The sequence below is a fragment of the Planococcus sp. APC 3900 genome (genome assembly GCF_030407735.1).
In the GTDB taxonomy this organism is placed as follows: Bacteria; Bacillota; Bacilli; order Bacillales_A; family Planococcaceae; genus Planococcus; species Planococcus notacanthi.
Genome location: NZ_JASDCT010000007.1, coordinates 52,924 through 78,525, shown reverse-complemented (window position 1 = coordinate 78,525; position 25,602 = coordinate 52,924). Strand labels below are relative to the sequence as shown.

Annotated in this window: 24 protein-coding genes; 9 read left to right on the top strand and 15 right to left on the bottom strand. The window is 45.2% G+C overall.

What is annotated here, in order from left to right; translation table 11 throughout:
- Positions 1-129 precede the first annotated feature (129 nt).
- On the bottom strand, positions 130-372 hold the full coding sequence (locus QMA04_RS14330; protein WP_191716580.1) for an IDEAL domain-containing protein: 243 nt from the start codon (positions 370-372) through the stop codon (positions 130-132).
- 177 nt (positions 373-549) lie between these two features.
- Here QMA04_RS14330 and QMA04_RS14325 point away from each other — a divergent pair, with 177 nt between their 5' ends.
- A complete protein-coding gene (locus tag QMA04_RS14325; RefSeq protein ID WP_191716581.1) occupies positions 550-1,104 on the top strand; it encodes a competence protein ComK in 555 nt (184 codons plus the stop codon).
- 261 nt (positions 1,105-1,365) lie between these two features.
- Here the strand turns inward: QMA04_RS14325 and QMA04_RS14320 are convergent, their stop codons facing one another.
- Positions 1,366-2,982: an ABC1 kinase family protein gene (locus QMA04_RS14320; protein ID WP_191716582.1), complete on the bottom strand. Its 1,617-nt coding sequence runs from the start codon at positions 2,980-2,982 to the stop codon at positions 1,366-1,368.
- Positions 2,983-3,083: 101 nt separating this feature from the next.
- Here QMA04_RS14320 and QMA04_RS14315 point away from each other — a divergent pair, with 101 nt between their 5' ends.
- Positions 3,084-3,860, top strand: coding sequence for an enoyl-CoA hydratase-related protein (locus QMA04_RS14315; protein ID WP_191716583.1), 777 nt, complete (start codon positions 3,084-3,086; stop codon positions 3,858-3,860).
- A 584-nt stretch (positions 3,861-4,444) separates the two neighbouring features.
- On the opposite strand, the gene QMA04_RS14310 is transcribed toward QMA04_RS14315, so the two are convergent.
- The 7 genes from QMA04_RS14310 to lplA all read right to left on the bottom strand — a co-directional run bounded on the left by QMA04_RS14310 (position 4,445) and on the right by lplA (position 13,685).
- Complete coding sequence (locus QMA04_RS14310) at positions 4,445-6,421, bottom strand: S9 family peptidase (RefSeq protein ID WP_290186591.1); 1,977 nt, start codon at positions 6,419-6,421, stop codon at positions 4,445-4,447.
- Positions 6,422-6,576: 155 nt separating this feature from the next.
- Positions 6,577-8,130: a fatty acid--CoA ligase family protein gene (locus QMA04_RS14305; RefSeq protein WP_290186589.1), complete on the bottom strand. Its 1,554-nt coding sequence runs from the start codon at positions 8,128-8,130 to the stop codon at positions 6,577-6,579.
- A 97-nt stretch (positions 8,131-8,227) separates the two neighbouring features.
- The gene (locus QMA04_RS14300; protein ID WP_290186587.1) at positions 8,228-10,165 is read right to left on the bottom strand and encodes an ABC transporter permease; all 1,938 of its coding nucleotides are present in this window, start codon (positions 10,163-10,165) and stop codon (positions 8,228-8,230) included.
- Positions 10,137-10,910 (bottom strand): ABC transporter ATP-binding protein, encoded by a 774-nt coding sequence (locus QMA04_RS14295; RefSeq protein ID WP_290186585.1) that lies wholly within the window; start codon positions 10,908-10,910, stop codon positions 10,137-10,139. Before QMA04_RS14295 ends, QMA04_RS14300 begins: the two co-directional genes overlap by 29 nt.
- Positions 10,813-11,916, bottom strand: coding sequence for a sensor histidine kinase (locus tag QMA04_RS14290; RefSeq protein ID WP_290186583.1), 1,104 nt, complete (start codon positions 11,914-11,916; stop codon positions 10,813-10,815). Before QMA04_RS14290 ends, QMA04_RS14295 begins: the two co-directional genes overlap by 98 nt.
- On the bottom strand, positions 11,916-12,620 hold the full coding sequence (locus QMA04_RS14285; protein ID WP_191716589.1) for a response regulator transcription factor: 705 nt from the start codon (positions 12,618-12,620) through the stop codon (positions 11,916-11,918). The genes QMA04_RS14290 and QMA04_RS14285 overlap by 1 nt, the downstream gene beginning before the upstream one ends.
- A gap of 72 nt (positions 12,621-12,692) precedes the next feature.
- A complete protein-coding gene (lplA, locus tag QMA04_RS14280; RefSeq protein WP_290186581.1) occupies positions 12,693-13,685 on the bottom strand; it encodes a lipoate--protein ligase in 993 nt (330 codons plus the stop codon).
- A gap of 143 nt (positions 13,686-13,828) precedes the next feature.
- On the opposite strand from lplA, the gene yhfH reads away from it, so the two are divergent.
- Entirely contained in the window at positions 13,829-13,954 is a 126-nt protein-coding gene (yhfH, locus tag QMA04_RS14275) for a protein YhfH (protein WP_008430608.1), read from the top strand.
- A gap of 877 nt (positions 13,955-14,831) precedes the next feature.
- On the opposite strand, the gene QMA04_RS14270 is transcribed toward yhfH, so the two are convergent.
- From QMA04_RS14270 to hemE, 4 genes are read right to left on the bottom strand one after another with little or no spacing between them, the layout of a single operon-like run.
- Complete coding sequence (locus QMA04_RS14270) at positions 14,832-15,302, bottom strand: FixH family protein (protein ID WP_290186578.1); 471 nt, start codon at positions 15,300-15,302, stop codon at positions 14,832-14,834.
- A complete protein-coding gene (hemY, locus tag QMA04_RS14265) occupies positions 15,299-16,738 on the bottom strand; it encodes a protoporphyrinogen oxidase (protein ID WP_290186576.1) in 1,440 nt (479 codons plus the stop codon). Before hemY ends, QMA04_RS14270 begins: the two co-directional genes overlap by 4 nt.
- Positions 16,739-16,762: 24 nt before the next feature.
- On the bottom strand, positions 16,763-17,695 hold the full coding sequence (hemH, locus tag QMA04_RS14260; RefSeq protein ID WP_191716593.1) for a ferrochelatase: 933 nt from the start codon (positions 17,693-17,695) through the stop codon (positions 16,763-16,765).
- Between the two features lie 24 nt (positions 17,696-17,719).
- Positions 17,720-18,766 carry a uroporphyrinogen decarboxylase gene (gene hemE / locus QMA04_RS14255; RefSeq protein ID WP_191716594.1) on the bottom strand — a complete coding sequence of 349 codons (1,047 nt, stop codon included), beginning with the start codon at positions 18,764-18,766 and terminating at the stop codon, positions 17,720-17,722.
- 210 nt (positions 18,767-18,976) lie between these two features.
- On the opposite strand from hemE, the gene QMA04_RS14250 reads away from it, so the two are divergent.
- The 3 genes from QMA04_RS14250 (at position 18,977) to QMA04_RS14240 (ending at position 21,874) form a co-directional block, all read left to right on the top strand.
- Positions 18,977-19,489 carry an antibiotic biosynthesis monooxygenase family protein gene (locus QMA04_RS14250; RefSeq protein WP_290186572.1) on the top strand — a complete coding sequence of 171 codons (513 nt, stop codon included), beginning with the start codon at positions 18,977-18,979 and terminating at the stop codon, positions 19,487-19,489.
- Between the two features lie 52 nt (positions 19,490-19,541).
- Positions 19,542-20,537, top strand: coding sequence for a sodium:calcium antiporter (locus tag QMA04_RS14245; protein ID WP_203340965.1), 996 nt, complete (start codon positions 19,542-19,544; stop codon positions 20,535-20,537).
- Positions 20,538-20,704: 167 nt separating this feature from the next.
- Positions 20,705-21,874, top strand: a complete 1,170-nt coding sequence (locus QMA04_RS14240) for an amidohydrolase (protein WP_290186569.1) — start codon at positions 20,705-20,707, stop codon at positions 21,872-21,874.
- A 42-nt stretch (positions 21,875-21,916) separates the two neighbouring features.
- Here QMA04_RS14240 and QMA04_RS14235 read toward each other — a convergent pair whose 3' ends face one another.
- Both QMA04_RS14235 and QMA04_RS14230 read right to left on the bottom strand, forming a co-directional pair.
- Positions 21,917-23,119 carry an ABC transporter permease gene (locus tag QMA04_RS14235; protein ID WP_290186567.1) on the bottom strand — a complete coding sequence of 401 codons (1,203 nt, stop codon included), beginning with the start codon at positions 23,117-23,119 and terminating at the stop codon, positions 21,917-21,919.
- Complete coding sequence (locus QMA04_RS14230) at positions 23,103-23,852, bottom strand: ABC transporter ATP-binding protein (RefSeq protein ID WP_191716599.1); 750 nt, start codon at positions 23,850-23,852, stop codon at positions 23,103-23,105. The genes QMA04_RS14235 and QMA04_RS14230 overlap by 17 nt, the downstream gene beginning before the upstream one ends.
- Positions 23,853-23,961: 109 nt before the next feature.
- Here QMA04_RS14230 and QMA04_RS14225 point away from each other — a divergent pair, with 109 nt between their 5' ends.
- From QMA04_RS14225 to QMA04_RS14215, 3 genes are all read left to right on the top strand, one after another.
- Positions 23,962-24,393 carry an HIT family protein gene (locus QMA04_RS14225; protein WP_290186565.1) on the top strand — a complete coding sequence of 144 codons (432 nt, stop codon included), beginning with the start codon at positions 23,962-23,964 and terminating at the stop codon, positions 24,391-24,393.
- 104 nt (positions 24,394-24,497) lie between these two features.
- The gene (locus tag QMA04_RS14220) at positions 24,498-25,028 is read left to right on the top strand and encodes a tryptophan transporter (protein ID WP_191716601.1); all 531 of its coding nucleotides are present in this window, start codon (positions 24,498-24,500) and stop codon (positions 25,026-25,028) included.
- Between the two features lie 125 nt (positions 25,029-25,153).
- Positions 25,154-25,576 carry a YtxH domain-containing protein gene (locus tag QMA04_RS14215; RefSeq protein ID WP_203340962.1) on the top strand — a complete coding sequence of 141 codons (423 nt, stop codon included), beginning with the start codon at positions 25,154-25,156 and terminating at the stop codon, positions 25,574-25,576.
- Positions 25,577-25,602: the final 26 nt, after the last annotated feature.

Here is a 25,602-nt window from a genome sequence, read left to right as displayed (position 1 = left end):
CAAAAATATTGGTCTATCGGTTCAAAGTATCTGTACTCTTCCTTTTAGACATTTCTTATTTTTTAAAAACAAAAAAGGGAAGCCGGTAAAATGCCGGCTTCCCTTTTTCTTGGCTTTTTAAAGAGCCAATTATTCTGTTTCTTCATGCTGCAATGTCTGTAATTGAGCAGTATATATAGTAAATGCTTTTTGATCTTTGTTATCCAGGGCTTCGTCGATTAGGGCCATAAGCTGTGCTTCTTGTTGGGAGCGGTGCACATGTTTCAAGAACAGATCCAAATAGATGTCGTTCAGCAGTTTTTCCGCTTCCGTGATTTTTTTTGTTTGAGCCATCGCTTTCATGAAATCAGCATAAGAATAATAGTTTTCCATTCTTCTTCACCCCGAATGCTTTTCATTAGTATACATGAAGCAAATAGAAAAAATCAAGATTTATTTGAAAATTCCAACCAAATAGAAAATATTTTATTTTCAATCTAATGTGCATTGTGCAATTTCCATTTTTCATTATAATAAGGTATGTAAAGTAAATTTAGGGGGTTATTCTTCATGAGCAAAAAGAATCACAGGCCGCTTTCTTATACAATCTGCGCAAATACGTATGCCCTTTTACCCTATACGGATGGACATCGCACCTGTCTGCGCGTAATCGAAGACCGTAATGAATTTGTGGTTGAAGAAACGGTTTATAAAACAGTGACCACTTCCTGCCGGTTCTACCGTGCCTCTCTTGAAAGCGCCACTCTTTATGCCCAAAAAGCGGTCGGCGTAAAACATAAGCCACCCATCATCATTGGTGAGTATTATGGCAATCCGCTTATTTTCTTCCCGACACACTCTCCAAAGAATAAGGAATGCGTCTGGTTCAATTATGACGCCATTGACCTCATTGAAAGTGACAGCAGCGGCAAAGGCAGCATTATCTACTTAAGCAATGGTGAAACCGTATATTTGGATGTCTCGCCTATCGCTTTGCGAAACCAGCATTCATTTGCCGGATCCCTCCGCCGGTATTTCAAAAAAGCTCAACGAGTCCATAACCATCCGATGGCTTATGTGACAAAACGGACGTTTGCTCCACGTAAAGAACAGCCGCGGGATTGACTGCCTTTCCAAGATTGCACTCTCTTTCAGTAAATACAAAACTCCCTTGCTGCGCAACGCCTCCATATCCCACCTTATGCATATGGACCTTCGCTTTCTCCAGCTTTTTCACAAGACGTATTTCCGCTCCATCCACTAGCTCCAGATCATCAGCGAATTAACTGAAAAGAGTTGCCGCCTGCAGTCACTAAATGTGAAGGCAGGCGGCAACTCTTTATTGTTTCATGCATCTCTAGAAAAAATTTAACTATTATGTTGACCTTATTTGATCGACCGGTACACCCATAAGGAGCCGACGAAAAATACCGACGAAACCCAAAGGTAAGGTTCGTTCCAGAACCAGATTGAAATGGACATCCCCGAAAACGATAGAATGGTGAATATTCCAGCAAACATCCGGGATTGCAGATTTCTGCGGTGCTCCCGTTCCCGGCCGTCCCGATTTTCAAGGTAATGGCGCATCCGTTCAGGCTCTTCCAAATAGTTGATGACTTTCTGCGGCAATACCCGCAACGGACCCGTGGCATTCAACACCCAACGAAGGACATCTTCTTTGCCAAAGAGGCCTTTGCCTTCTTTTTGTGAAGAAGCCCATTCCAGGATTCGTGGACGGGCAAGCGCCAACAGATCCACATTGGGATCCAAAACATGAAGAACGCCGACGAATATCGAGGCCGCTCTGCCAAAAAAGGCAAATTCCGCGGGCAATTGAACCGGTTGGGTCCGAACGATTTCCTGCATGTCGTTGAGCAGGCGTTCCACAACAAAACTGTCCATCTGTGACAGCTCATTGGATTCATAGGCTGTGACGAGCCGTGAAATAGCATCTCCTAGAATTTTACGGTCCGCCTGCGGCAAAAGAAACCGCAGCTCTTCAAGCGAATCCAACACTTGATCGTAATTCTTAAAAATGACGCCTTCCGCCGCTCTTAACACCGCCTGGGAGTCTTTTTGTGTGATGGTGCCGATCATCCCGAAATCGATCAGGACGATTCCGCCATCCGGTTCCAATAGGATATTCCCGCCGTGCGGATCCGCATGGAACTGGCCGCCGTACAATACCTGCTCCAGGAATAAAATAAATAGCCGCTCGGAAATTTCATGGCGATCCAGTTCATTCTTTTCAATAAAGGCTAAATCTGTGATGCGTGCGCCTTCGATCCATTCCATGACCAGTACACGGCGCGTCGTGAATTCATCGAAATACAGCGGGATGCGCACACCTTCCATCGAATCGAAACGATCAGCAAAGGCGCGGCCATTTTGAAGTTCTTTGAGGAAATTCAATTCAGCGCCGATGGTTTCTGTCATTTCCACATACAGTAATTTAAAGTCGATTTGCTTCGCGAATGGCGTGAATTTTTCGGCCATCCAGATAACGATGCGGATGGCTTTGAAGTCCGCACGCAAAATGCGGTCTGTACCCGGCCGTTGGACTTTAACGGCTACTTCCATGCCGTTTTTCAACACCGCTTTATACACTTCCCCAATAGAAGCGGATGCTACTGCTGAATCCGATAATTGATCCAGGTAATTTGTATGAGGCGTATTCCACTCCTGCTCCAATACCGAAACGATGCTTTTCCGTGGTACCGAAGGGACACGGTCAGTCAACCCTTCCAGTTCGGCAAGAAATGTCGGCGGCATGATGTCAGCGCGCGTCGACAAGAATTGGCCAAGTTTGATCATCAAGCCACCCAGTTTTAATGCCAGGTTCTTATACTCTTTCGCTTGCTTGGTTATCATGTCATTCCATCTTTTTTCAACCAGCGGGCTCCAATTTCCACGATTTCTTCTTTGGAAGAACGTCACCTGCAAAAAGATTTTGACTGCCAGCCAGACAATCCGGAAGATGCGGATAAATGTAATTTGATTCATAAGTGCGGTCCCTCCCATGGAATTCATTATAGAGACAGATGGCGAAATAGTCCAAAAAGTGGTATGTTTTTTACGGATGGAATGACACAAGGGGGATGAAAATGGACACAATTCATTATGAACAACGAAACAATTTAGCCTTTATTACATTAAACCGGCCAGAAGCAATGAATGCCTTCAATTATGATATGCTTCTTGAGCTTGGACAGGTGGCCGAAGCAATCCGCATTAACCCGGATATCCGCGTTGTGGTCTTTACTGGCGCTGGCGAAAAGGCATTTAGTGTGGGAGCGGATTTAAAAGAACGCAAAACCATGACCGATGACCTCGTCAAACGCAATATTTTTAAAATCGGTGAAGTGTTTTCAACCATCGAAAATCTGCCCCAGCCCACCATCGCCATGATGAACGGTTTTGCTTTTGGCGGCGGAATGGAACTGGCGCTTGCTTGTGATTTCCGGATTGCTGCAGACGACACCTTGCTCGGATTGACGGAAACCAGCCTGGGAATCATCCCTGGAGCAGGCGGCACGCAACGGCTGCCGCGCCTGATCGGTGAAGCCAAAGCCATGGAACTGATTTTGACTGCCCGCCGCCTGACATCAGCCGAAGCACTCGAATACGGTTTGGTGACACGCCTTGCAACGCGTGAGCAATTGGCTGATGTGGCCGGTGCTTTTGCCGATTCAATTCTCGCCAACGGCCCAATCGCTCTCCAACAAGCAAAATTCGCCATCAAGAATGGCATGAATACCGATTTGCAGACAGGTTTGCAGATTGAGCGCAAAGCCTATGAAATCACGATTCCAACAGAAGACCGAGTCGAAGCCCTGGCTGCTTTCGGCGAAAAACGGAAACCCGTATTTAAAGGGAAGTAAAAAAAACCGGAGCAGCTGATATAGCTGCTCCGGTTCAGACTATAGACAAAGTCTTTCCAAAATGAATAGCAGTGCATACCCCAACCGGTCCGGCCACTTCGCGTTCCGTGGGCTCAGCTTCAGTCTCCTCGTCACTGCGTTCCTGCGGGGTCTTCAGCTTTCGCTGTCCCACAGGAGTCTCCGTGGCCGGCCCGATCGGGGGCGTGTAGCTTCAACCAAAGGAAATGGCCTGCTAGTCAGGATCCTGAAACCATCGTCCCAATAAACTTGGTAACTCCTTCATACAAAGATCCGTAGCGCAAGGCGGCGAAGGGCAAAGATATGCTCCTGCATCGCTTCGCTAGCTTCGTCGCAAACGAGTCAGGCACAGCCCGACTCGCTTCCTGCGGGATAGCGAAGTGCCGAAATCCACTCGGGCGCCAGTCCGAGTTAGTTCGGCGCAAGCCCGCAGGAAAGCGTCCGCCTGGAGTGCAGGATCCAATAGAAAGACAATAAATTGCATATTCACCCTTTGAACGACATAAATATTCTTTTGTCTACAAGCTGAAACGGAGCAGCTGATATAGCTGCTCCGTTTTTCCTGTTTACAAGTATTTTTCCATCCAGCTTGTAATCTGTTCCAGACGTGCAAAGCGAAGATTCGGTTTGCCTGTCCGCGACAGGTTGTGGTCGGCTTCTGGGAAACGGACAAACTCTGTGGTTTTGCCCATACTTTTTAATGTTACATACAATTGTTCCGACTGCTCGATCGGGCAGCGGTAATCATTTTCAGAATGAAGAATCAGCAATGGGGTCTCGACGTTTTTTGCGTATTTCAATGGTGAATGCTTCCATAGCTTATCGACATCCGTCATATCCGCGCCGATTTGCCAATCACTAAAGTAATAGCCGATATCCGAAACACCGAAGAATGAAATCCAGTTGGAAATGGAGCGCTGCGTGACCGCTGCTTTAAAACGTTCTGAATGGCCCACGATCCAATTGGTCATGAAGCCGCCATAGCTGCCGCCGGTGACACCCAAACGTTCCGAATCGACCCAGGCGTTGGATTCCACGATCTGTTCTACCGAATTCATGATGTCCTCATAATCACCGCCACCGTAATCCCCGCGTACTGCGTCTACAAACTCCTGGCTGTAGCCATGGCTGCCGCGCGGATTGACATATAACACGCCGAAACCACGGGCCGCCAGCAATTGCATTTCGTGGACAAACGTATTGGCATACATCGCATGGGGACCGCCGTGAATATTGACGACCAAAGGATACTTCTGGCCTTCCTGATAACCATAAGGCTTCATCAGCCAACCATGGACAGCCCAGTCTTTCGATCCTTTTGTGATGATCGGCTGTGCTTCAACCAATTCCGTCTGTTTGAGGAATTCTTCATTAAATGAAGTTAGTGCCTGGCGTTCGCCAGTCGAAATCGTCAGCAAATACAACTCGCCTGGGCTCACTGGGTTGCTGATGGCTGCCACTGCGAATTCGCCGCTCCGTGAAACATCGTATCCATAAACATGCTCCAAGTCTGGAGACGCCGGGAAAATCATGCCATCAAGAGAAGCAAAGTACAGGCGTACATCACCCATGGTCGAAACTTGAAAATACAAATGATCATCTTTTGTCCATACCACATCCGGTGCAACTGCTCCTTGTTGATGATCAGCTACGACATAATCACCCACCGGTACGTCCAAGCCTTCTGTCAGGGAAATCCGAGTATGCGCCTTTAAATCCGCCACATACACTTCTGTGTGTGTGGCATTTTCAAATTGCCGCATGCTGCCGACAAAAGCCACTTTTGTATCGTCATGAGAGAAAGCAGCGCCGCCAAAGTATCCTTCTTCTTCAATTAATACGGATTCTTCTTTCGTCTCGAGATCCATTAGATAAAGAGGCTGGCGGAATACAAAATCCAAGTTTTCTTCTCGCGTCACGCCATAGATCAATTTTGTTCCGTCATGTGAGACGGTTTCCAGGCTGTAATGATAATTTCCTTCTGTCAGCTGTTCTACTTTTTTCGTATTGAGATCCACTGATCCAATGTGGCGATGGAACTCTTTCGGCAACAGGCCCATTCCATCCATCTTGTATTTCATTTTGTCGACATGGTAGGGCTCAGGCTGTTTCTTTTCTTCTTTTTCTTCCTTGTCGGTGAAGGTTTTTCCTTCTTTGGCCAAGGCATTAAACCAGATCTTTGTTCCGCAAGGCGCCCATTCAAACCCATTGACTCCTTTTTCAAAATCAGTCAATGAGCGTGCTTCTCCTCCAAAGGCTGGCATAACGAACAATTGGTTCTTCTCGTTGCGATCCGATAAGAAAGCCACTGCCGTTCCATCAGCCGACCACCGTGGTGAACTTACGCGTTCTTTGCCATACGTCCATTGGGTTTGTTCTCCCGTTTCCAGGTTGATGTGGTAAAGATGGGCTCTGTATGTATTTTCTTCTTCATCGATTTGTGTATGGATAAACACCGCTCTTGTTCCATCCGGTGAAATCCGGGGATCCGTCACTGATACCAACTTCGTTAAATCCTTAATTTCCATTGCTTTTTTCACCATACTACTTCCTCCTCGGATTCAACTATTTCGTAAATCGTAATACTGCTCCTTAACTATAATAAAAAATGTCAGTTTTTTCAATCAAATCAAAAGAAAACTCTGGAATAATCATCCAGAGTTCTCCAATCATTCATAAGATCTAAACATGTAACAGGTTATTTCTGCATCGCCTGGTCTTTCAACGACCGCCGCAGGATTTTCCCTGTAGTGTTCTTCGGCAATTCTTGCAGAATTTCAAACTGTCTTGGCACCTTGTATTTCGCTAAATGTTCTGCACAGTAAGCTTTTAATTCTTCTACTGTAACAGAAGAATCGGTCAGTACCACATATGCATTGACCTCTTCACCGAAATCCGGGTCCGGCAAGCCGACTACAGCAGCTTCTAAAACCGCTGGATGCGCAAACAGCACTTCTTCGACTTCACGTGGGTAAACGTTATAGCCACCTACGATGATCATGTCTTTCTTGCGGTCAACAATATAGAAGTAGCCTTCTTCATCTACACGGGCCAAATCGCCTGTGTACAACCAGCCTTCACGAATCGCCGAAGCGGTTTCTTCCGGCATTTTGTAATAGCCCTTCATGACGTTCGGTCCACGGACAACCAGTTCGCCGACTTCATTAGCTGCTACTTCTTCACCCAATTCATTGACGACTTTGTTTTCCACATTGATGATGGAAGTACCGATGGAACCGGCTTTCCGCTCACGGTCAATCGGGTTAAAGCAAGTAACCGGTGAGGCTTCCGACAGTCCGTATCCTTCTGAAATGCGGACATTGAATTTTTCTTCAAAACTGTGCAACAAAGCTACCGGCATAGCAGAACCGCCGGAAACGGCCAATCGGACAGATGCAAAATCTGCCGGATCAACATCCGGTAATTGATTCATGAAATTGAACATGGTCGGCACACCAGCAAAAACGCTTGCTTTGTAATTGCTAATCGCATCAAATACTTCTTTTGGATTGAAGCGCGGCACCAGGATAATCGTAGCGCCCTGCAATAAAGGAGCATTCACCACAACCGTCAAGGCAAATACATGGAATACCGGCAATGTAGCGATTACCCGGTCGTCTGCACCAATCTGCAAGTATTCTCCCACATCCCGCGCATTCGAATATAAATTCTCGTGTGTCAGCATAGCGCCTTTTGGTTTACCAGTTGTTCCGGACGTGTACAAAATGACCGCATTATCAAACGCTTCTATTTGCGCAAATTCGATATGTGGCGTTGACTTGCCCAGCAAGGCCGTGAATGAGTGGACCTTCCCTTTTACTTCTTCAGGCAATTGCGCCATTTTTTCCGGTGTAGATGGATCGGTTTCGCAAATAATATAAGATTCAACGGCAGGCAATGCCTTATGTGCTTTTTCAACCAGCGGCAGAAGCAAATCAAGTGCCACAACCACTTTGGCATCGCTATTATTCACTATGTAAGCGATTTCATCCGGACTGTAGATTGGATTGATTGGAACTGCTGTTGCGCCTAAACGCATCGTCGCATACAACGAAATCAGAAAATGTGGTGTGTTGCCCAAAAGAAATGCGACGTGGTCCCCTTTTTCCACGCCTAAACCTTTTAAAGCTCCAGCAAAAACTGCAATCGACTGATCGAATTCGCCGTAACTCGTATCTTTCCCCATAAAGCTGTACGCAATTCTGGAAGAATCCTGTTCAGCAATTTCATGAACACGTGACATTAAATCCATTTCCATCCCTCTTTCGTGTTGAATGAATACTCATTCATATTTTACCCTGTTTTCATTATAAAATAAATCTTCAGACAATACAACAGGCACCGTAAAATTACGGTGCCTGAAGATGAGCTATATAACGCCATCTGATCAAAAAGAAATATAAGATTTGGGCAACGGTAAAGCCGCCAAGCACAATGGCCATCTCGATGAGGATTGACAGCTCGGCAAATTCTTCCCAGACGACTTGCAGCGAGATAAAAGCAAATGCACTGTGCAGCAAAGCAAGGCCCCATGGCAAAAAGAATTGAGGTATCAATTGGCGATTCACGATTTTGCCCAGTTCTTTGTCGGTCATGCCCATGCGGATCAGCAGCTTGTATTGCTTCCGGTCCCGTTCAAGTCCTGTATACAATTTAAAGTAAATAAAGCTGCCTGCTGCCAGCAAGAACACGGCCGCTACCATGACCCCGATGAACAACAGCAAAGCGAATGAAGATTTAAACCAACGGTAATCATCGCCTGGATTTTCAAAAAAGAAATTGACTCCATTAAAATCAGCGTTTTCCACTGCGTTGTTGACGGTTTCCGTTAATCGATTCCCGACATTCACTGTTTCCGTCCAATTCAATACATCGAAAGCATAGTAGGAGAAATCAGACGCACCGGGTTCATATCCCAATAAGGGTTCATCAATTGCTTCATAATCAGCGTCGCTCACGACAATCGTATTGATGTTCAAAGTATGGATCGGGAAGACGACATGTGGATACGTCGACTCAATCGATAAGGCAACATCACTTTCAAACAGCACCGTTTCAACACTGGTTTCCTCCAGCTCTTTTAAGGCATCCAACGAAAATGGAACAAACATGCCTTCTCCCTGCTGCAATTCTGCCGCTTCAAAGCCGAGGCTGGCTGCCAAGCGATTAAACTCAGACAGTGCTAAGATATCGACATCGTTTCCAGTGGCACCGGAAGTTTGCCGTTTGACCGTCAATTCCACCATATCGTAAGCCAATTGTTCATTTTCCAATTGGCGGGTAAGGCGTTCGATATGCTCTGTTTCCTGCTCGTTGCCATTAAATGAAATATAAACGAGCCCCAGTGGATTTGATTCGCGGAAATCTCCTGTATATGACATGAAAGACGCCAGAGTCCCTACTGTCAAAAATGCAACAGTCGAAACGATCGTGACGATAAAGAACATCTGGGCACTGTCTTTCAGTTTGACTGAAGCTTCCGCTAAAGACACCAGCCGCGTCTTTTCCCAATAGACATTTTTTTTGCGCTTGTATAAACGCAATAATGAATGCAGCGTATGGGTGAAAAACAAATACGTGCCGAATGTGGCAAGCGGCGGAACAATGAAAATCATCTGGTATACAGTACGGTCTGAAACATTCGCAGCAAATGTATAGGCTATAGCCAAAAAGACAATGCCCATAACAGAAAGCACGGTTGACGATTTCGATTCTTCTTCCACTTTCCAAAATCCCTGCAGCAAATCCACAACTTGCTTTGTACGGATAAAGCCTACGCTGACGAAAGAGATGATAACGAACAAACTGGCAAACGCGGCAATCGTCAACAGGAAAGGTTCCCAGGAGACATACAGCGGCAAGCTATCAAGATCCATGATTTCACGGCCGACCATGAAAAAGAATTTCGAAAAAGCAAAGCCGAAAGCGATGCCCGTTACGGTTGATACCGTCCCAAGGATCAGCATTTCAAAGAAAATCAATTTATTCAATTGCTTTTTCGTCATTCCTAGATGCATCAAGACCCCGAATTCCTTTGATCTCGCCTGCAAAAAGGCGCTCATGGAATAGAACAGGAAAAACAAAGTGAAAATGTACAGAACGACTTCAGCAATCAGCATTCCGCGGATTGCCAATAGCCGCAGACCTTCTTCTTCAAATGCCGGATGAAAAATGAACATCGAGTAGACGAAGAATACCATGACTGAAAAAACACTGGCTAAAAAGAAAGCCGCATAATTTCTGCGATTGCGGACAACGTTATGGTAAGCGAGTTGCCGAAAGGTCATTCACGGATCCTCCTAGCAAAGACAAGACATTCAAAATCCGCTGATAAAATGTCTGGCGCCGGTCGTCTCCATAGATTTCATTGAAATATTCACCGTCTTTGATGAACAGCACACGGTCACAGTAACTTGCAGCAATGGGATCGTGCGTCACCATGATGATGGTTGTTTCACTGTCATTGGCCACATTGGATAAGATTTCCAATACGTCACGTGAAGATTTTGAGTCCAAGTTCCCGGTCGGCTCATCAGCGAGGATCAATGCCGGCTGATGAATGAGCGCCCGTCCGATTGCAGTACGCTGTGCTTCTCCTCCAGAAATTTCGTTTGGCCGTTTATGAAGGATGGATGTCAGTCCCAATCGTTTGGCAATGACCAGTACACGACGCGCCATTTCATCGATCGGTACATAATCGAGTGTTAACGGCAATACAAGATTTTCCTCAACGGTCAGCATCTGCAGCAAATTGAAGTCCTGAAATACAAACCCCAATTCCCTTCTCCGGAACAAGGCCAACTCATTTTTATCCAATAAATGCGGGTTGATGCCATCAATCAAAATCTCTCCCGAAGTCAACGAGTCAATGGTTGAAATCAAGTTCAACAACGTCGTTTTGCCGCTGCCTGAGGGTCCCATCACTGCCAGGAACTCACCTTTTTCCACTGTGAAGCTCAGCTGGTTGACTGCCCTGTGCGCCACTTTCCCCTCGTATACTTTTGTCACTTCGTCGATTTTTACTACTGTCATCGTTTTCCTCCTGTGTTGCAAGATCTTGGTTGAAGAACAGAACAGAGATGGTCGTCCCTTCTCCTTGAACCGAAGAAATCTCCAATTCATGGCCCAGCTTGCGGCAAACTTCTTTTGCCAGATACAAGCCCATGCCTGTGGATTCTCCAGTCTTCCGTCCGTTTTCTCCGGTGAAAAATGCCTTAGTGATGCGAGGCAAGTCAGATGAAGGAATTCCAATCCCTTCATCCCGTATGGTCAGCAAAGTATTGCCATTTGTACATTCTGCAGCAATAAACACTTTTTTATTGGCTTCAAAGGTGTATTTGACTGCATTCGTCAAAAATTGGCCGATGATGAATTTCATCCATTTCTGGTCGGTCGCAACGATATGCTCTTCTCCAATTGAAATCTCCGGATAGACGCGCTTTGATATGAACAACCGTTTGTTTTCATTGGTGACTTCGCTGACCAACGACCGCAGCGATACTTGTTCAATCTGCATGTCCTGTTCAAATGTATCCAAACGCGCATTCATCAACACTGTATCCAAGCCTGCTTTTAACCGATCCATTTCTTCACGGACGCTGCTCTTATCAAGTTCCTGTTCTTCCTGCAATAGCAGATGCATGACGGATAACGGCGTTTTCATTTGATGCACCCACTGGTTCATGAATTGCAGGTGCCGATTTTGAGTGGCATACAATGTTTGCACTTCGTGCTGATACAGCCGGTACAACTCCTGAAGATAGATTTCTGTCTGAACCTGTTCGGGTGATTTCCCTTCCCGCTGCAAGGCATGCTCCATGCTTTGCGGTTTCGCCAAAATCCGCTGGTAATACTGATACCGTTTGACGAAGCGTGCCGTCAGAAACGTAATCACCAATACGCTGCTGATCACAAAGGAATAAATGGCCGTATCCACGTTGCGGAAACCATCCAACCAATACAGCAGCATGATAAACGCCACAAGCACAATTTGGAAGACAATGAACGCCGCATGTTCTTTCAAAAATAATCGCAGCATCAGGCTTCCTCCTCATGCAACAACAGGCGGTATCCTGCTCCTCTTACCGTTTCGATGACTGATTTAACGCCATAGTCAGCCAACTTTTTCCGGACGCGTGTCATATTGACATTAAGCGTATTTTCATCAACGAATGCCTGATCATCCCATAATTCTTCCAGCAACTGCTCCCGTGATACCACTTTCGGGTAATGAGACAGCAACAGCTCTATTATTGTGCATTCCTTTTTCTGCAGCGGAATGGCTTCCGTTTTGACATGCAGTTCCATACGTTCCATGAACAGCACGATACGGCCGGCCTTGACCGATCGTTCTTCCTGCTTTGGTGCGTATTCACCATAGGCTCTGCGCAGATGGCTTCTTATTTTTGCAAGGACGATTTCGTAATGGAAAGGTTTCGTAATAAAATCGTCTCCACCATTTTCCAAAGCGAAGACTTGGTCCATTTCCCCTGAACGGGCAGAAATGAATAATATCGGACACGTGGTCTGCTGCCTTAATTGGCGGCACCAATAATAACCATCATAAGAAGGCAGATTGATATCGAGTAAAATCAAATGGGGATCAAAAGCTTCGAATTCTTCGATGATTTGATCAAAATCTTTTGCGGTCTCCACTTCGTAATGGTATTTCCGTAAGGTTTCTGCCAACAATTCCGCTATTTTCAAATCATCTTCTACAATGAAGATCCGTTGAACAGCCACAATGATTCCCCCTTTCCTTTTTCTTTCCATTTTAACAAAAGAGCCTGCATAAAAGCAGGCTCCCGGAAATTCTTAATAAATTAATTTCAAAAATTCCTCTGTCGTGATGCCTCCGAGAAGTTTTGGGATATCAATGCCGGCAATTGCTTCATCTAAAGATGCACGTTCGTATTTCGTACCGGTGATAGCTTGTTCAATTTCAGATACGTCGCCGACCCCGAAAAAGTCACCGTAAATATGGGCATCTTGAACAATGCCTTTTTCCACTTGGAGACGAACATCAATGCCGCCAACCGGGAAGCGATGGGAATGCTTAATATTGAACTTAGGCGATTTTCCGTAGTTCCAGTCCCAATTGCCGTAGCGCTCTTTTGATAATTCATGGATTTTCTTCCAATCTTCGTCGGTCAATTCGTAGTAGCGGACATTTTCTTCACCTTCAAATATCGAGTGCAGAATCGCTTTGCGGAATTCGGTCACGGTCATCGGCTCTTTCAAAAACTCGGAAATGTTTGCCACCCGGCTGCGGATCGACTTGATCCCTTTTGATTCAATTTTTTCTTTGCTGACTTTCAATGCTGAGACCACCGCATCAACTTCTGTATCAAACATTAACGTGCCATGGCTGAACATACGGCCTCTTGTAGAAAACTGGGCATTGCCCGATACTTTCCGGCCTTCTGCCATTAAGTCATTGCGTCCCGAAAGTTCAGCATTGACGCCCAGGCTTTGAAGCGCTTTTACCACTGGCTCCGTGAATTTACGGAAATTGCGGAAGCTGTTGCCGTCATCGACCGTAATAAAGCTATAGTTCAAATTGCCAAGATCATGATAGACCGCTCCGCCGCCAGATAAGCGGCGTACGACGTGGATGCCATTTGAATCTACATAATCAGTATTGATTTCTTCAGCTGTGTTTTGATTTTTGCCGATAATAATAGAAGGTTCATTGATATAGAACAGAAGAAACGGATCTTTTTCAACATCCATCGTTTTCAACAAGTATTCTTCAATTGCCAAGTTGATGCGTGGGTCTGTAATGCCTTTATTATCTACGAAATACATAATCTCTCTCCTTTGGCTGCGTTCCTTTTATTAGTTTAACGGATTTTTCAAATAAATTCACGGTTTAGGGTTGACGAATCCAAACTGTTATAATACACTGTTCTAAACACCAACAGTACTATAACAAAAAGGAGATGGAAGTTATGATTGAAAACGTAGTCGAATTTTTCAAGAACTTGCCCCCGAAACAATGCGCATCTTGTGGAGAAAAAATGGAAGAGCAGCATGAATGTTATGGTACTCAATGTGATTCCTGCAACAACTTATAAGATTCAGCAAACATACTTATAAAAAACGAAGCAGCGCTTACTGGCGCTGTTTCTTTTTGTATAGAATCCAAATGGTGAAAAACTGCTTCTATCTGGGTAACTCTTCTTGCTATCATAATATTTGGGGCAGCTACCTGAACATGATATCTTTCTATCTGAACTAATCGCTCCTTTACCTGCACTATCCATATCCTTACCTGCATTTCATCTGTTTCACAAAAGATCAAGCTCGGACTGGAAGCTGTTCGCCGTGCGAACAGCCTGAATAGGTAGAGACACTTCCTGTTACAGTTTGGCTCACATACCAGGATCGATTATTCACCCATTGAGCATTCTAGTTTGCATGACTTTTCGCGAAATTCGTGTAGGAACGCAGAAACTTCATGTAGAGAAGCAACTCGTTCATGTAGAAGCGTCACACCTCCCGGTAGAAACCTGCATAGTTCATGTAGAAACATCAAATTATCCTGTAGAACCACAAAACCACATGTAACCTCACCCAGTCGAAGCGAAGGCGCGTGCATTACCGCTGCCGAGCGTTTCCAAAACTCCACATTACCTAACTACTGCATGCAAATATGGCTCACTATTTATCCCCCACACCCCGGGCTGAGCCGCGTCCAGAAGGGGACGGAGCCATAGGACTGGCAAGCGAAGCGATGCCCGGCTTATGGCGGGAGTCCTCTCCAGAGCGGTCGAAGCTGCTTTTAGAACTTCACTAAAACTATTACCTCTCTAGGTTTCCTGGCTTATTGTGGGAACCCACTCCAAAGCGTCCGAAGCGACTTATAGAACCTCACTAAAATCTATCAATATTACTCTTTCTCTTTTCCACATAAAAAAGGCACCGCCTAAGCGGTGCCTTTTCAATAATGGATCAATGCCCAGAGTGGCCGTCCATTTTGTCCATGCCTTGTGAATCGTCACTGTCATCCGGAACGATGGAATCCGGGTCTGGGTTGCCAACCGTGATTTCCTGTTTCGGCATAACGTGCATGCCTCGTGCTGTTGTATGGGCCTGCATATAATACAGACCTTCCTCATCAAAGCTGGTTTCTGCTTCGTACATGCCGTCTGCCGTATGGTCAGCTGTGATCATCTCACTGTTATCGCGGTCGCCCGACTCCCATACTTCATAAACAACTTCACTTGCATCTTCCACAACTTCGTCTCCTTGGCTCAACGTCACTGACAGCAGAACTTCCTCGGCCGGATCGGCTTGCGGTTCGGTATTGAACTCTACCATCACTTCTTCAATCATCTCACCAGTGCCTGCAGAATCCGCTTCTTCCGATCCGCAGCCAGCCAATAATAAAAATGGCAATCCAAGCCACATCATTTTTTTCATTTTGCAGTTCCCTCCATGCTGAGCGACTCAGCAACAAATCGTTCAAGCAATAGTTTGGCAGCCGCTTTTCCTTGATCGACACAAGCAGGCAATCCGAATCCTTCAAAAGAACCTCCTGCAATCTGCACCATCGGCAAAGCGTCCTGCACTTCATTTTTCGCTGCAGCAATCCGTTCTCCATGACCTACCAGATATTGCGGCATCGCTTCTTTCCAACGCGAGACGATGGTAAATTCAGGCTCTTCCTGTATATCCATCAATTTGTGCAGGTCTTCCAATACGGCTTTAACAATCTCTCCATCAGACAACTCAACGACCGCCTCGTCACCGACACGCCCAATAAATGACCGGTAAAGAGCTTTGCCCGGCGGAATCAACGTCGGCCATTTCAGGTGTGCAGCCGAACAGGCTGTTATGGTGAAATCGCTGTTTCGTGCAACCACAAATCCCGTGCAATCCTTTGGGTTTTTTACGGCCCCTTCTGGAAATGCAATCGATACTGTCGCAATGGATGTGGAAGGCATGTCTTTCAAGCCTTTCAGCAAACCCAAAGGTTCAAAAATCGGCATCAACTTGGCATGCGGCAAAGCGAAAATGACACTATCTGCAATCATCGATGCTTCATTGTTCAAACGCAATTCCACTTGTTTGCCTTTTTGCACCAGCTTTTCAACTTTGATACCTTTTAGAATGGTGCATGTATGCAGCTCTTTTTCCAAGGTTTGCACAAGTGTTTCAATGCCGTTGGAAAATGTTTGAAAGATGCCTGTTTTTTCGGTATCAAATGCGCGGTAATTTGCTACTTGATTTTTCTTCAAGCCACGAATCAAGCTTCGTTGCTGTTCTCCTACTTCCAGCAATTCAGGAAAAGTCGACTTTATGCTCAAACGGTCGATATCTCCGGCAAATACACCTGAAAACAACGGTTCAATCAAGTTTTCGACCAACTCATTGCCAAATCTCCGTCTCAAGAAAGGTCCAAGCGGCTGGTCTTCAGCAGAAGTTGTTGTGGGCAGGAAGAAATCTCCCATAGCCCGAGCTTTGCCGGACCAGGAACTGATGCCTGAAGCAAGAAATGACCCAAAATTCGTCGGGACCCCCATAACAGACCCTGCCGGTATCGAATAAAGTTCATTTTCGACCGCCACTTTAGTGGTGCCAGGAGCACTTTGGATCAATTGGTCTTCAATGGCCAACTCTTTCGCTAATTGCTGGATACTGTTTTTTCGTGAGACAAACGAATCCGGACCACGCTCAATTACAAAACCGTCTTTTTGAAGGGTTTGGATTTTTCCACCAAGGCGATGGGCTGCTTCAATCACTGTAATATCAATCGCCAAACCTTGTTCTATCGCCAGTTTTTGTAAGTAATATGCCGATGACAGACCTGTGATGCCCCCGCCCACGACGATTACTTTATGCGTTTGTTCGGCCACGTTTAATCCTCACTTTCAATTGCTTTATTTTTCCGCCAGTTTTCTCAACACAACGTCAGTCAATCCATCAATGAATAATGGCTGAACGTTTGGCATTTCTGGACGGCGGTAGGTTGCACCAATATCGTCGCAAACAACTTTACATTCATAATCGTTATCGAAAAGAACTTCCAAGTGGTCGGCTACAAAGCCAACCGGTGTGTAAACGAAAGATGTGTATCCTTTTTGTTCAAACAAATCGCGCGTCAAATCCTGAACGTCCGGTCCAATCCAAGGTTCTCCTGTTTGTCCGGCACTCTGCCAACCGATTTCAACGTTTTCAACACCCGTAGCTTGTTGGATCATCTCAGCTGTTTCTTTTAATTGGTCGGGGTAAGGATCTCCGCTTGCGATGATCTTCTCAGGCAATGAATGCGCCGAAACAATCAGGCAAGATTTCGCACGTTCTTCTTCTGACATTTCAGCAAATGCAGCACTGACTTTTTCGCTCCAGTATTGGATGAACTTCGGTTCTTTGTACCAGCTTTCAACTGAAGTCAATGAAATGCCCGCTTTTTCAGCAGCTTCTGCTGCACGGCCATTGTATGATTTAACCGAGAAAGTAGAGAAATGAGGAGCCAAAACGATTGAAACGGCTTCTGTGATGCCATCTTTTCTCATCTCTTCCACACCGTCTTCAACAAACGGCTCGATGTGTTTAAGGCCAAGATATACTTTAAAGTCAATTTCGTCCTGTACTTCATTTAAACGGTCGCACAAGCCTTGTGCTTGATCTTTGGTGATTTTTGCAAGCGGTGAAAGTCCGCCAATCGCTTTGTAGCGGCTGCGCAAATCTTCTAAGCTTTCTTCGCTTGGCTTACGGCCGCGTCGGATATGTGTGTAGTAACGTTCAATATCTTCTTCTGAATAAGGCGTTCCATACGCCATCACTAATAATCCCATTGTCTTCTTCAACATAATCACCTCGAAATGAATTTTATTCTATTTTAAATTACTTTTATAAGCCGCACTGTATTCATGGACAAATGCTGTCAGACGTTTCAATGTATCCGGATTAACTTCCGGGAATACGCCGTGGCCAAGGTTAAAGATATAGCCATCGTTCTGTAAGCCCATATCCAAAATCTTTTTCGCCCGTTCTTCAATTACCGGCCAGTCTGCCAGTAAATAAGACGGATCGAAGTTGCCTTGAAGAGCTTTGGTCAAGCCCATAGAACGCGCTTCGGAAATCGGCAGGCGCCAATCCAAGCCGACTACGTCTACTGGAAGCTCATGCCACTCTTTTGCCAAATGGCTTGCACCGACACCAAAGATCGTCAACGGCACGCCTTCAGTACGCAACTCAGCAAAAATACGGTCCATGACCGGTTTAATGAAGATGCGGTAATCTTCAACGTTTAACGCACCGACCCACGAATCGAAAATTTGAATCGCTTTGGCGCCCGCTTTGACTTGTGCTTTTACATAAGGGATAATGGTATCTGCCAATTTATCCATCAAAGCAAACCACATCGCTGGTTCTGAAACCATCATCGCTTTAGTTTTATTGTAACTCTTCGAAGGTCCGCCTTCGATCATGTAGCTGGCTAATGTGAATGGTGCGCCTGAAAAACCGATCAACGGCACATTCAATTGATCTTTCGTCAGCATGCGGATCGTCTCCAGTACAAAATCAACATCTTGCTCAGGATTGATTTCGCCTAGACGTTCGATATCCGCCATACTGCGGATCGGGTTGTCGATAACGGGACCGATGCCTGATTTAATTTTTACATCCACTCCGATTGCAGGCAATGGCGTAACAATGTCTTTATACAGGATCGCTGCGTCGTTATTATACTGATCTACAGGAAGTTTAGTCACGTATGCACATAGTTCCGGCTGATGCGTGATTTCCTCTAATGAGTATTTCTCCTTGATTTTGCGGTATTCCGGCTGAGAACGTCCAGCCTGTCTCATATACCAAACTGGTGTATGTTCTGTTTTCTCTCCTCGTGCTGCGCGGAGGTATGTGTCGTTAAATGTCATGAATTTTTCATCCCTTCAATCTTCTGCTTTTCTGTTCGTCTACCCATATCCGTCTATACTATAGACGTTCCGCCCTTTATTGTATAGATTGCCGGCGCATTTGTCATAAATTAGACGCTTCTCTTTTCACTTGTTCGTCAAACCTGTTTCATCTAGTTTTCTTAAGGGAAGAATATAAAGAATGTATTATTTATTTCAGGAGGGATTTCAATGAAGCTTTATATGACGACTGGAACATACGATTTCATGAAAAAAATGCGTGACAAGCACCCCGAAGAAACGATGGTCCTTATGCAAGGTGAAAATACAACCTTGATGCTCCACGAAACAGAAGGAAAAACCTTTTTCCAAACACCGCGCCGTTACGAAGTTGTGGACGGCACAGGAGAGTTTAAAGAAAAAGGATTTTTCGTCTTCAATAATGTGCCGGTATCCGATGAAGGCCGTCCTGTTTTTGAGCACCGGTTTAAAAATCGTGCTGGCGCCATCGAAAATGAGCCGGGATACATTGCCTTCCGTGTGTTGAGACCGCTTGATTCAGATACGTACATCGTTCTGACTGAATGGGAGTCACCTGCTTTTTATGAAAAATGGAAAGAATCTCAAGCATTTGCACAAGCTCATTCAGGACAACCCGAAAACAAGGCTGGAACTCAACGCCCCAATATTTTTTCAGGTGTATCATACATCAGTACGTACAAAGCAAAACCTGAAGAAGAATAAATACAGCCTTCATTAATCTGAATGGAAACATACCTGAAAAGGAGGAAATTAATTGGTTTTTGTTATCTTTATTTTAGCAGCGGCACTTACCGTGTTCGCATCCATCAAGCTGTCCCAATACGCCGATGTCATCAGTTCTAAAACGGCGATGGGCGGTATGATGGTCGGTACCTTATTATTGGCGGGGGCTACTTCCCTGCCGGAAGTATCAACCAGTTTCTCAGCAGCAGCAATCGGGAATGCGGATATTGCAGTCGGCAACATGATCGGTTCAAACCTTTTTAATTTGTTCATCCTTGCCGGATTCGACTTTCTTTTGAGAAGACGCCAGATCTTACACCGCGCCTCGCGTGATAACATCTACACGGCCCTTCTTGGGATTCTGTTGACGATTATGGTCATTCTTTCACTTTGGCTGCGTCTGGATATACAAATTTTAGGCGTCGGCTTGGATGCTTTAATTATCGCTATTACGTATATTGCCGGGATGGTGGCCATCAACAAATTGCCTTCTTTGGATCCTGAAGCCGAAGCAATTGTTGAATCGGAAGAAGAGCCTGAAAATCCAAGTGCTTCGCTTTCATCAAAAGCGGCAATTGCCCGCTTTATCGTTGCAGCTCTGGTCATTCTTGCTGCTGGTACCGCCTTATCTATAACCGGCGATCAGATTGCAATCATTACGGGAATCGGCTCCAGCTTTATCGGAAGTTTCCTGATTGCAGCAGCTACTTCATTGCCTGAAGCCATCTCTGTTTTTGTTGCCTTGCGCTTGAGTAATGTCAATATGGCTGTCGGAGCAATTCTTGGAAGCAACATCTTCAACATGATCATTTTGGCTTTGTCTGACCCTGTTTACACGGCGGGCCCCATCATGTTGGATGTTTCCGGTGCGAACATGATCATCGCGGTCGGTGTTCTGATCATGTCTGTTTTAGCGCTATTTTCACTTTACCGGAAGAAAAGTGCTTCTACACTATCTTATGCACTTCCATCGGCAATTATCATCGTTATATACTTTGCAGCATCCTATTTAAACTTTACTTATTAATCAAATCGCCCCAAAGCGCAGCCATCTTCCAAGCGGGAGGTGGCTGCGCTTTTTGGTTTCCATGTATCTGTATCTTCGGCCTGTCCATTTTCACAGTTCTTTCGAACTCCTTTTTCATAATTGACAGATTTTTATGATATGCTTTTAGAAAGAAAGGAGTTTTGACAATGATTGAACAATTATACAGGGATTTAGACGCCGCTTATCCAGAGATGGTGGAAATTCGCCGTCATTTGCATATGAATCCTGAACCTTCTTTTCACGAAACCAAAACAGCCCAGTATATACGCCAGTATTACGAAAAATTAGGTGTGGAAGTCGAGCACGGTGTCGGTGGAAATGGCGTCGTCGCCAGAATTCAAGGCGCCAAACCTGGCAAAACCGTCGCCTTGCGTGCTGATTTCGATGCTTTGCCGATTCAGGACCAGAAAGAAAATGTGCCTTATAAATCAACTGTCGAGGGCGTCATGCATGCCTGCGGACATGATGGCCACACAGCCACTCTGCTGGTGCTTGGAAAAACCTTGCACAATATGCGCAATGAATTGGAAGGCACTTACGTATTGATTCACCAGCATGCAGAAGAACTAGTTCCCGGTGGAGCTAAATCGATGATCGAAGCTGGTGTTTTAGAAGGAGTCGATGTGATTTTCGGCACTCATCTTTGGTCCACCACGCCATTTGGCAGAATCGACTTGCGTGTCGGGCCGATCATGGCCGCTGCAGACAGCTTCGAGCTGAGAGTTCAAGGACGCGGTGGCCATGGCGCCAGCCCCCACGAAACAATCGATGCAGTCGTCATCGGTTCACAAATCGTCTCTAACCTGCAGCCATTGGTGTCCAGACGAGTGGATCCATTGGAATCGGCTGTGCTTTCCGTCGGTTCGTTCGTCGCACAGAACCCTTTCAATATCATCGCGGACCAAGCGGTCTTGTCCGGCACTGTCCGCTCCTTCAAAGAAGATGTCCGAAGCCTGATGGAAACTGAAATGGAGCGCGTCATCGAAGGCACCAGCATGGCCAATAACAGCCGCTATGAATTTAATTTCAAACGTGGCTACCCGCCAGTCGTCAATCATGAAAAAGAGACGCATTATGTAAAAGGCATCGCCCAAACTGTGCCTGGAGTTGAAGAAGTCTATGATTGCCCACCTCAAATGGGCGGAGAAGATTTCGCTTATTACCTGGAGGAGATTCCTGGGACGTTCTTCTTTACCGGCGCCATGCCGGATGGCGATGTGTACCCCCACCATCACCCGAAATTCGATTTCAAAGAAGAAGCCATGCTGCTGGCAGCTAAAACGCTTGGCGCAGCGGCTCTAAATTTTCACAAATGAAAAAACCAAGCCCGTCGGCTCTAGTCAGCTGACGGGCTTGGTTTATTTATTTTTCTGTTTCAATACAGTTGCCGTAATGATGGAAACCAACAGAATGACAGCGAATGTCAATAAAGCGGTAAGCGGCTCTCCCAGCAATAGGAGCGTCACAGCTGCTGCTGCACTTTGCAGAACCTGTACCGCCATGATGAGTTTCCAGGCAGCCTGTTGCCTGCTGAAACGGGTCAGCGGAAACAGATTGTCCATCCGGAAATGCTGTGTATGGGTCAAGCCTTGCCATATCTGAATAACCGTTGCAAATGCCAGTGCTCCGGCAAACAATGCCACACCAATTTGGAATGGAATAAACCATGATGCCAACATAATGATGGCAGTCAAACGAATCCATAAGTAAAATAATTCATCGGATCGGACAAAAGTTCTCCAAACCAAGTAAAGATGCGCATTTTTGGGGCCTGGCTTGATGAGGCGATAAAGCCCATTCAGCCATGTTCTCGGTTTTATTTTTCCTTTTAGATGAGGAACATCGGTAAAGTAATTGGCAAATTGGTAAAAACGCAGCATGCGGTTTTCTTCCAATCCGATAAAATGTTCATAGGCAAAAGGTTTCCCGGCTGCTTTTCCTGCCACCCATTTTCCATACAATATAATGGCGAAAAGGACAACGACCGCGATTATCAATTGCTCTTCTATATAGAAGTAAACAAACAGCCCGACCAGCAAGAGCCGCAACATCCGGTCAAGCCAGACGTTGTCCCCTGCCCCTTGACGGCGGAAAGCAAATTCCGTTTGGACACTCCACCATTTGATCAGCAACAGCAAAATCGGGAAGCCGATCAAATAGGACGAAGGCAAGCCATATAGTGCGTTGACCATCGGCAATGAAACGACAAAGACAATGACCGGCAAATACAATTGGGAAAAGAACGACCATTTTAAAGCAGGCTTCAGAAATTCATCCAGTTTGCTTTCCAAAGGCAGAAAATACACCGAGTCTGCTTCCTTCAACAAAGTTGATGGGGGACTGAAAGCCAGCAATAAACCAAAGATGATGGCCAACACCAAAGCTCCAGGAAATTCCGGTGGGATGTTTTGAATCCATTCACTATAGGCAAATCCAGCAGCGCCTAAAGCAAACAGCAAAACTACAGCAATATGGCCAGTGAAAATATATTTTAAATAATTTTGGACTTCCAATGTGTATTTCTGAAGTCTCCGTGACCAAACATCATGCAAACTCTTCATTTAGCTCATCCTCGGTCATCGCAATGTACAAATCATCCAATGATGCTTCCGGCATATTGAAGGCTTTCCGCAAGTCATCCATTGTGCCACTGGCACGAACCCGTCCATTATGAAGCAGGATGATCCGGTCGCAATAGCGTTCTGCCGTAGACAAAATGTGGGTCGACATCAGCACCGATGCCCCTTTTTTCTTTTGTTTCTCCATCTGGTCCAATAAGGATTTAATGCCGAGTGGATCCAGCCCGACAAACGGCTCATCAATGATATAAAGCGCTGGGTTTACGAGAAAAGCACTCATGATCATCACTTTCTGGCGCATCCCTTTCGAAAAATGGGATGGGAACCATCTCAGGCGCTTTTCCATTCGAAATTCCTTCAATAGTTCAGCAGAACGTTTTTCAAATAATTTCGGGTCCATATTATAAGCCATCGCTGTCAGCTCCAAGTGTTCCCGAAGCGTCAGTTCCTCATACAATACCGGTGTTTCCGGTATATATGAAAATGAAGAACGATAAGCGTCCATGTCTTCTTCAAAAGTTTTGCCGTTCAAGCGGATCTGCCCCGATTTCGGCTGCATCAACCCAATGATATGTTTAATCGTTGTACTCTTTCCTGCACCGTTCAATCCGATGAGTCCAACAAGTTCTCCTTTTTTTATTGAAAATGTCACTTCTTGCAGGACAGGTTTGCGTGTATACCCGCCTGTCAACGCGTCAACTTCCAATATAGCCATATACAACACCTCTTTCTTTCTATTAAACTATTGTACCAAATCCAGCTGTCGAATTCTTTTCTGATATGGCAATTGTGGTAAAATGGGAAAAATGGAAAGGATGATACCAATGACAAATTGTATTTTCTGCAAAATCATTGCAGGCGAAATTCCGAGCGTGAAAATTTACGAAGATGAACATGTTTTTGCTTTTATGGATATCATGCCCTTGTCAAAAGGACATACTTTGCTTATTCCCAAAACACATCGTGAATTTGTCTATGATTTAGCGCCTGAAGAAGCAGCCAATCTATTTTCCGTAGCGCCTAGAATTTCCAAAGCCATCAAAGAAACATTTGAGCCTGAAGGCATGAATCTTTTGAACAATAATGGCGCCAAAGCGGGCCAAAGCGTGTTCCATTTCCATCTGCATTTTATCCCCCGCTATGGTGAAAGTGATGGGTTCGGTGCCAAATGGATGACCAAAGAAAAAGAATTCACATCTGAACGCATCCAGGAACTTGCAGAAAGCGTCAAAGAAAAATTAGCCGCTGATGCTTGATTTTCTAGGGTGAACAGGATAGAATCAGTATAAGTTTTTCGCCGGCGGTCATGAGGACACGTCCGGGAAAAAGAAACTAGCACAGAGCTGAGGAGAGATGAGAAATGAATACGAAGAATTTAGTTTTAATGGCGTTGCTGGTCAGCGTCGGAGCCACTCTTTATGTGGTGATTCCAGGCATTAACGGCGGGATGAAGCCCGATTTCATGTTGACCATGATGTTTGTCGGCATCCTATTATTCCCGAATGTAAAAAATGTGTTTTTATTGGCGGTAACGACGGGTGTTCTATCCGGACTGTTTTCTACATTCCCAGGAGGATTTTTCCCGAATATCATCGATAAATTCATCACGGCATTTGTTTTCCTTGCTTTGGTGATGATCCTGAAGAAATTCGTTTCCAAATTGCCCGTAACCATTGCCCTTTGTTCAGTCGGAACTTTATTGTCCGGAACGATCTTCCTGTCTGCTGCCATTTTTGTAATTGGCGCCAATATCCCATTCAGCCTGTTGGTTGTGACAGTGGTATTGCCTGCAGTAGTGATGAACGGAGTCGCTTTCGCTTTGATTTACCCGATTGTCATCACATTGGTCAAGCGTTCGAAATTTGAAACGGCTGTTTCGCAAGCTGCTTAAACCAAAAGCTTTTCGTCATTATTTTTGGCGAAAAGCTTTTTTTATTGAATAGTCATTCAATTTTATGTTTTAATTAGTTAAAATAAAGGAAAAGAAGCTTATAGGAAGAAAGGGGCGTTTCATACATGAGAGCATCAAGGTTTTTCTTAGGACTCGCTACAGGTTTGGCAGCTGGAGCTGCAACGGCTTTATTCTCTGCACCACAATCAGGGCAGGATTTCCGTACCTCGGTAAAGTCGACATCATCTGAATGGAAAGAATACTTGAACGAACTGAAGGTAAAAGTGAATGGCTTAAAAGAGTCGATCAACCATTTAACAGAAGAAGCAAAATCCCAACTGCCTGAAACAGTTGAAGGATTGAAATCTTCTTTGGAAAATTGGACAGAAAGCACTGCACCAGCTAAAGAGCATCTTCAATTGGAGATCATGGCAATCCAGAATGCTATTGAAGAATTGCAGAATACACTCAGCAAAGATAAAAAAGACAAAGACGACGATGACAAACCGAAAAAAGAAAAAGTCGATGACGATACACAAACTGCGTAAAGCTGGATTTTACGCTCAGTGAAGTT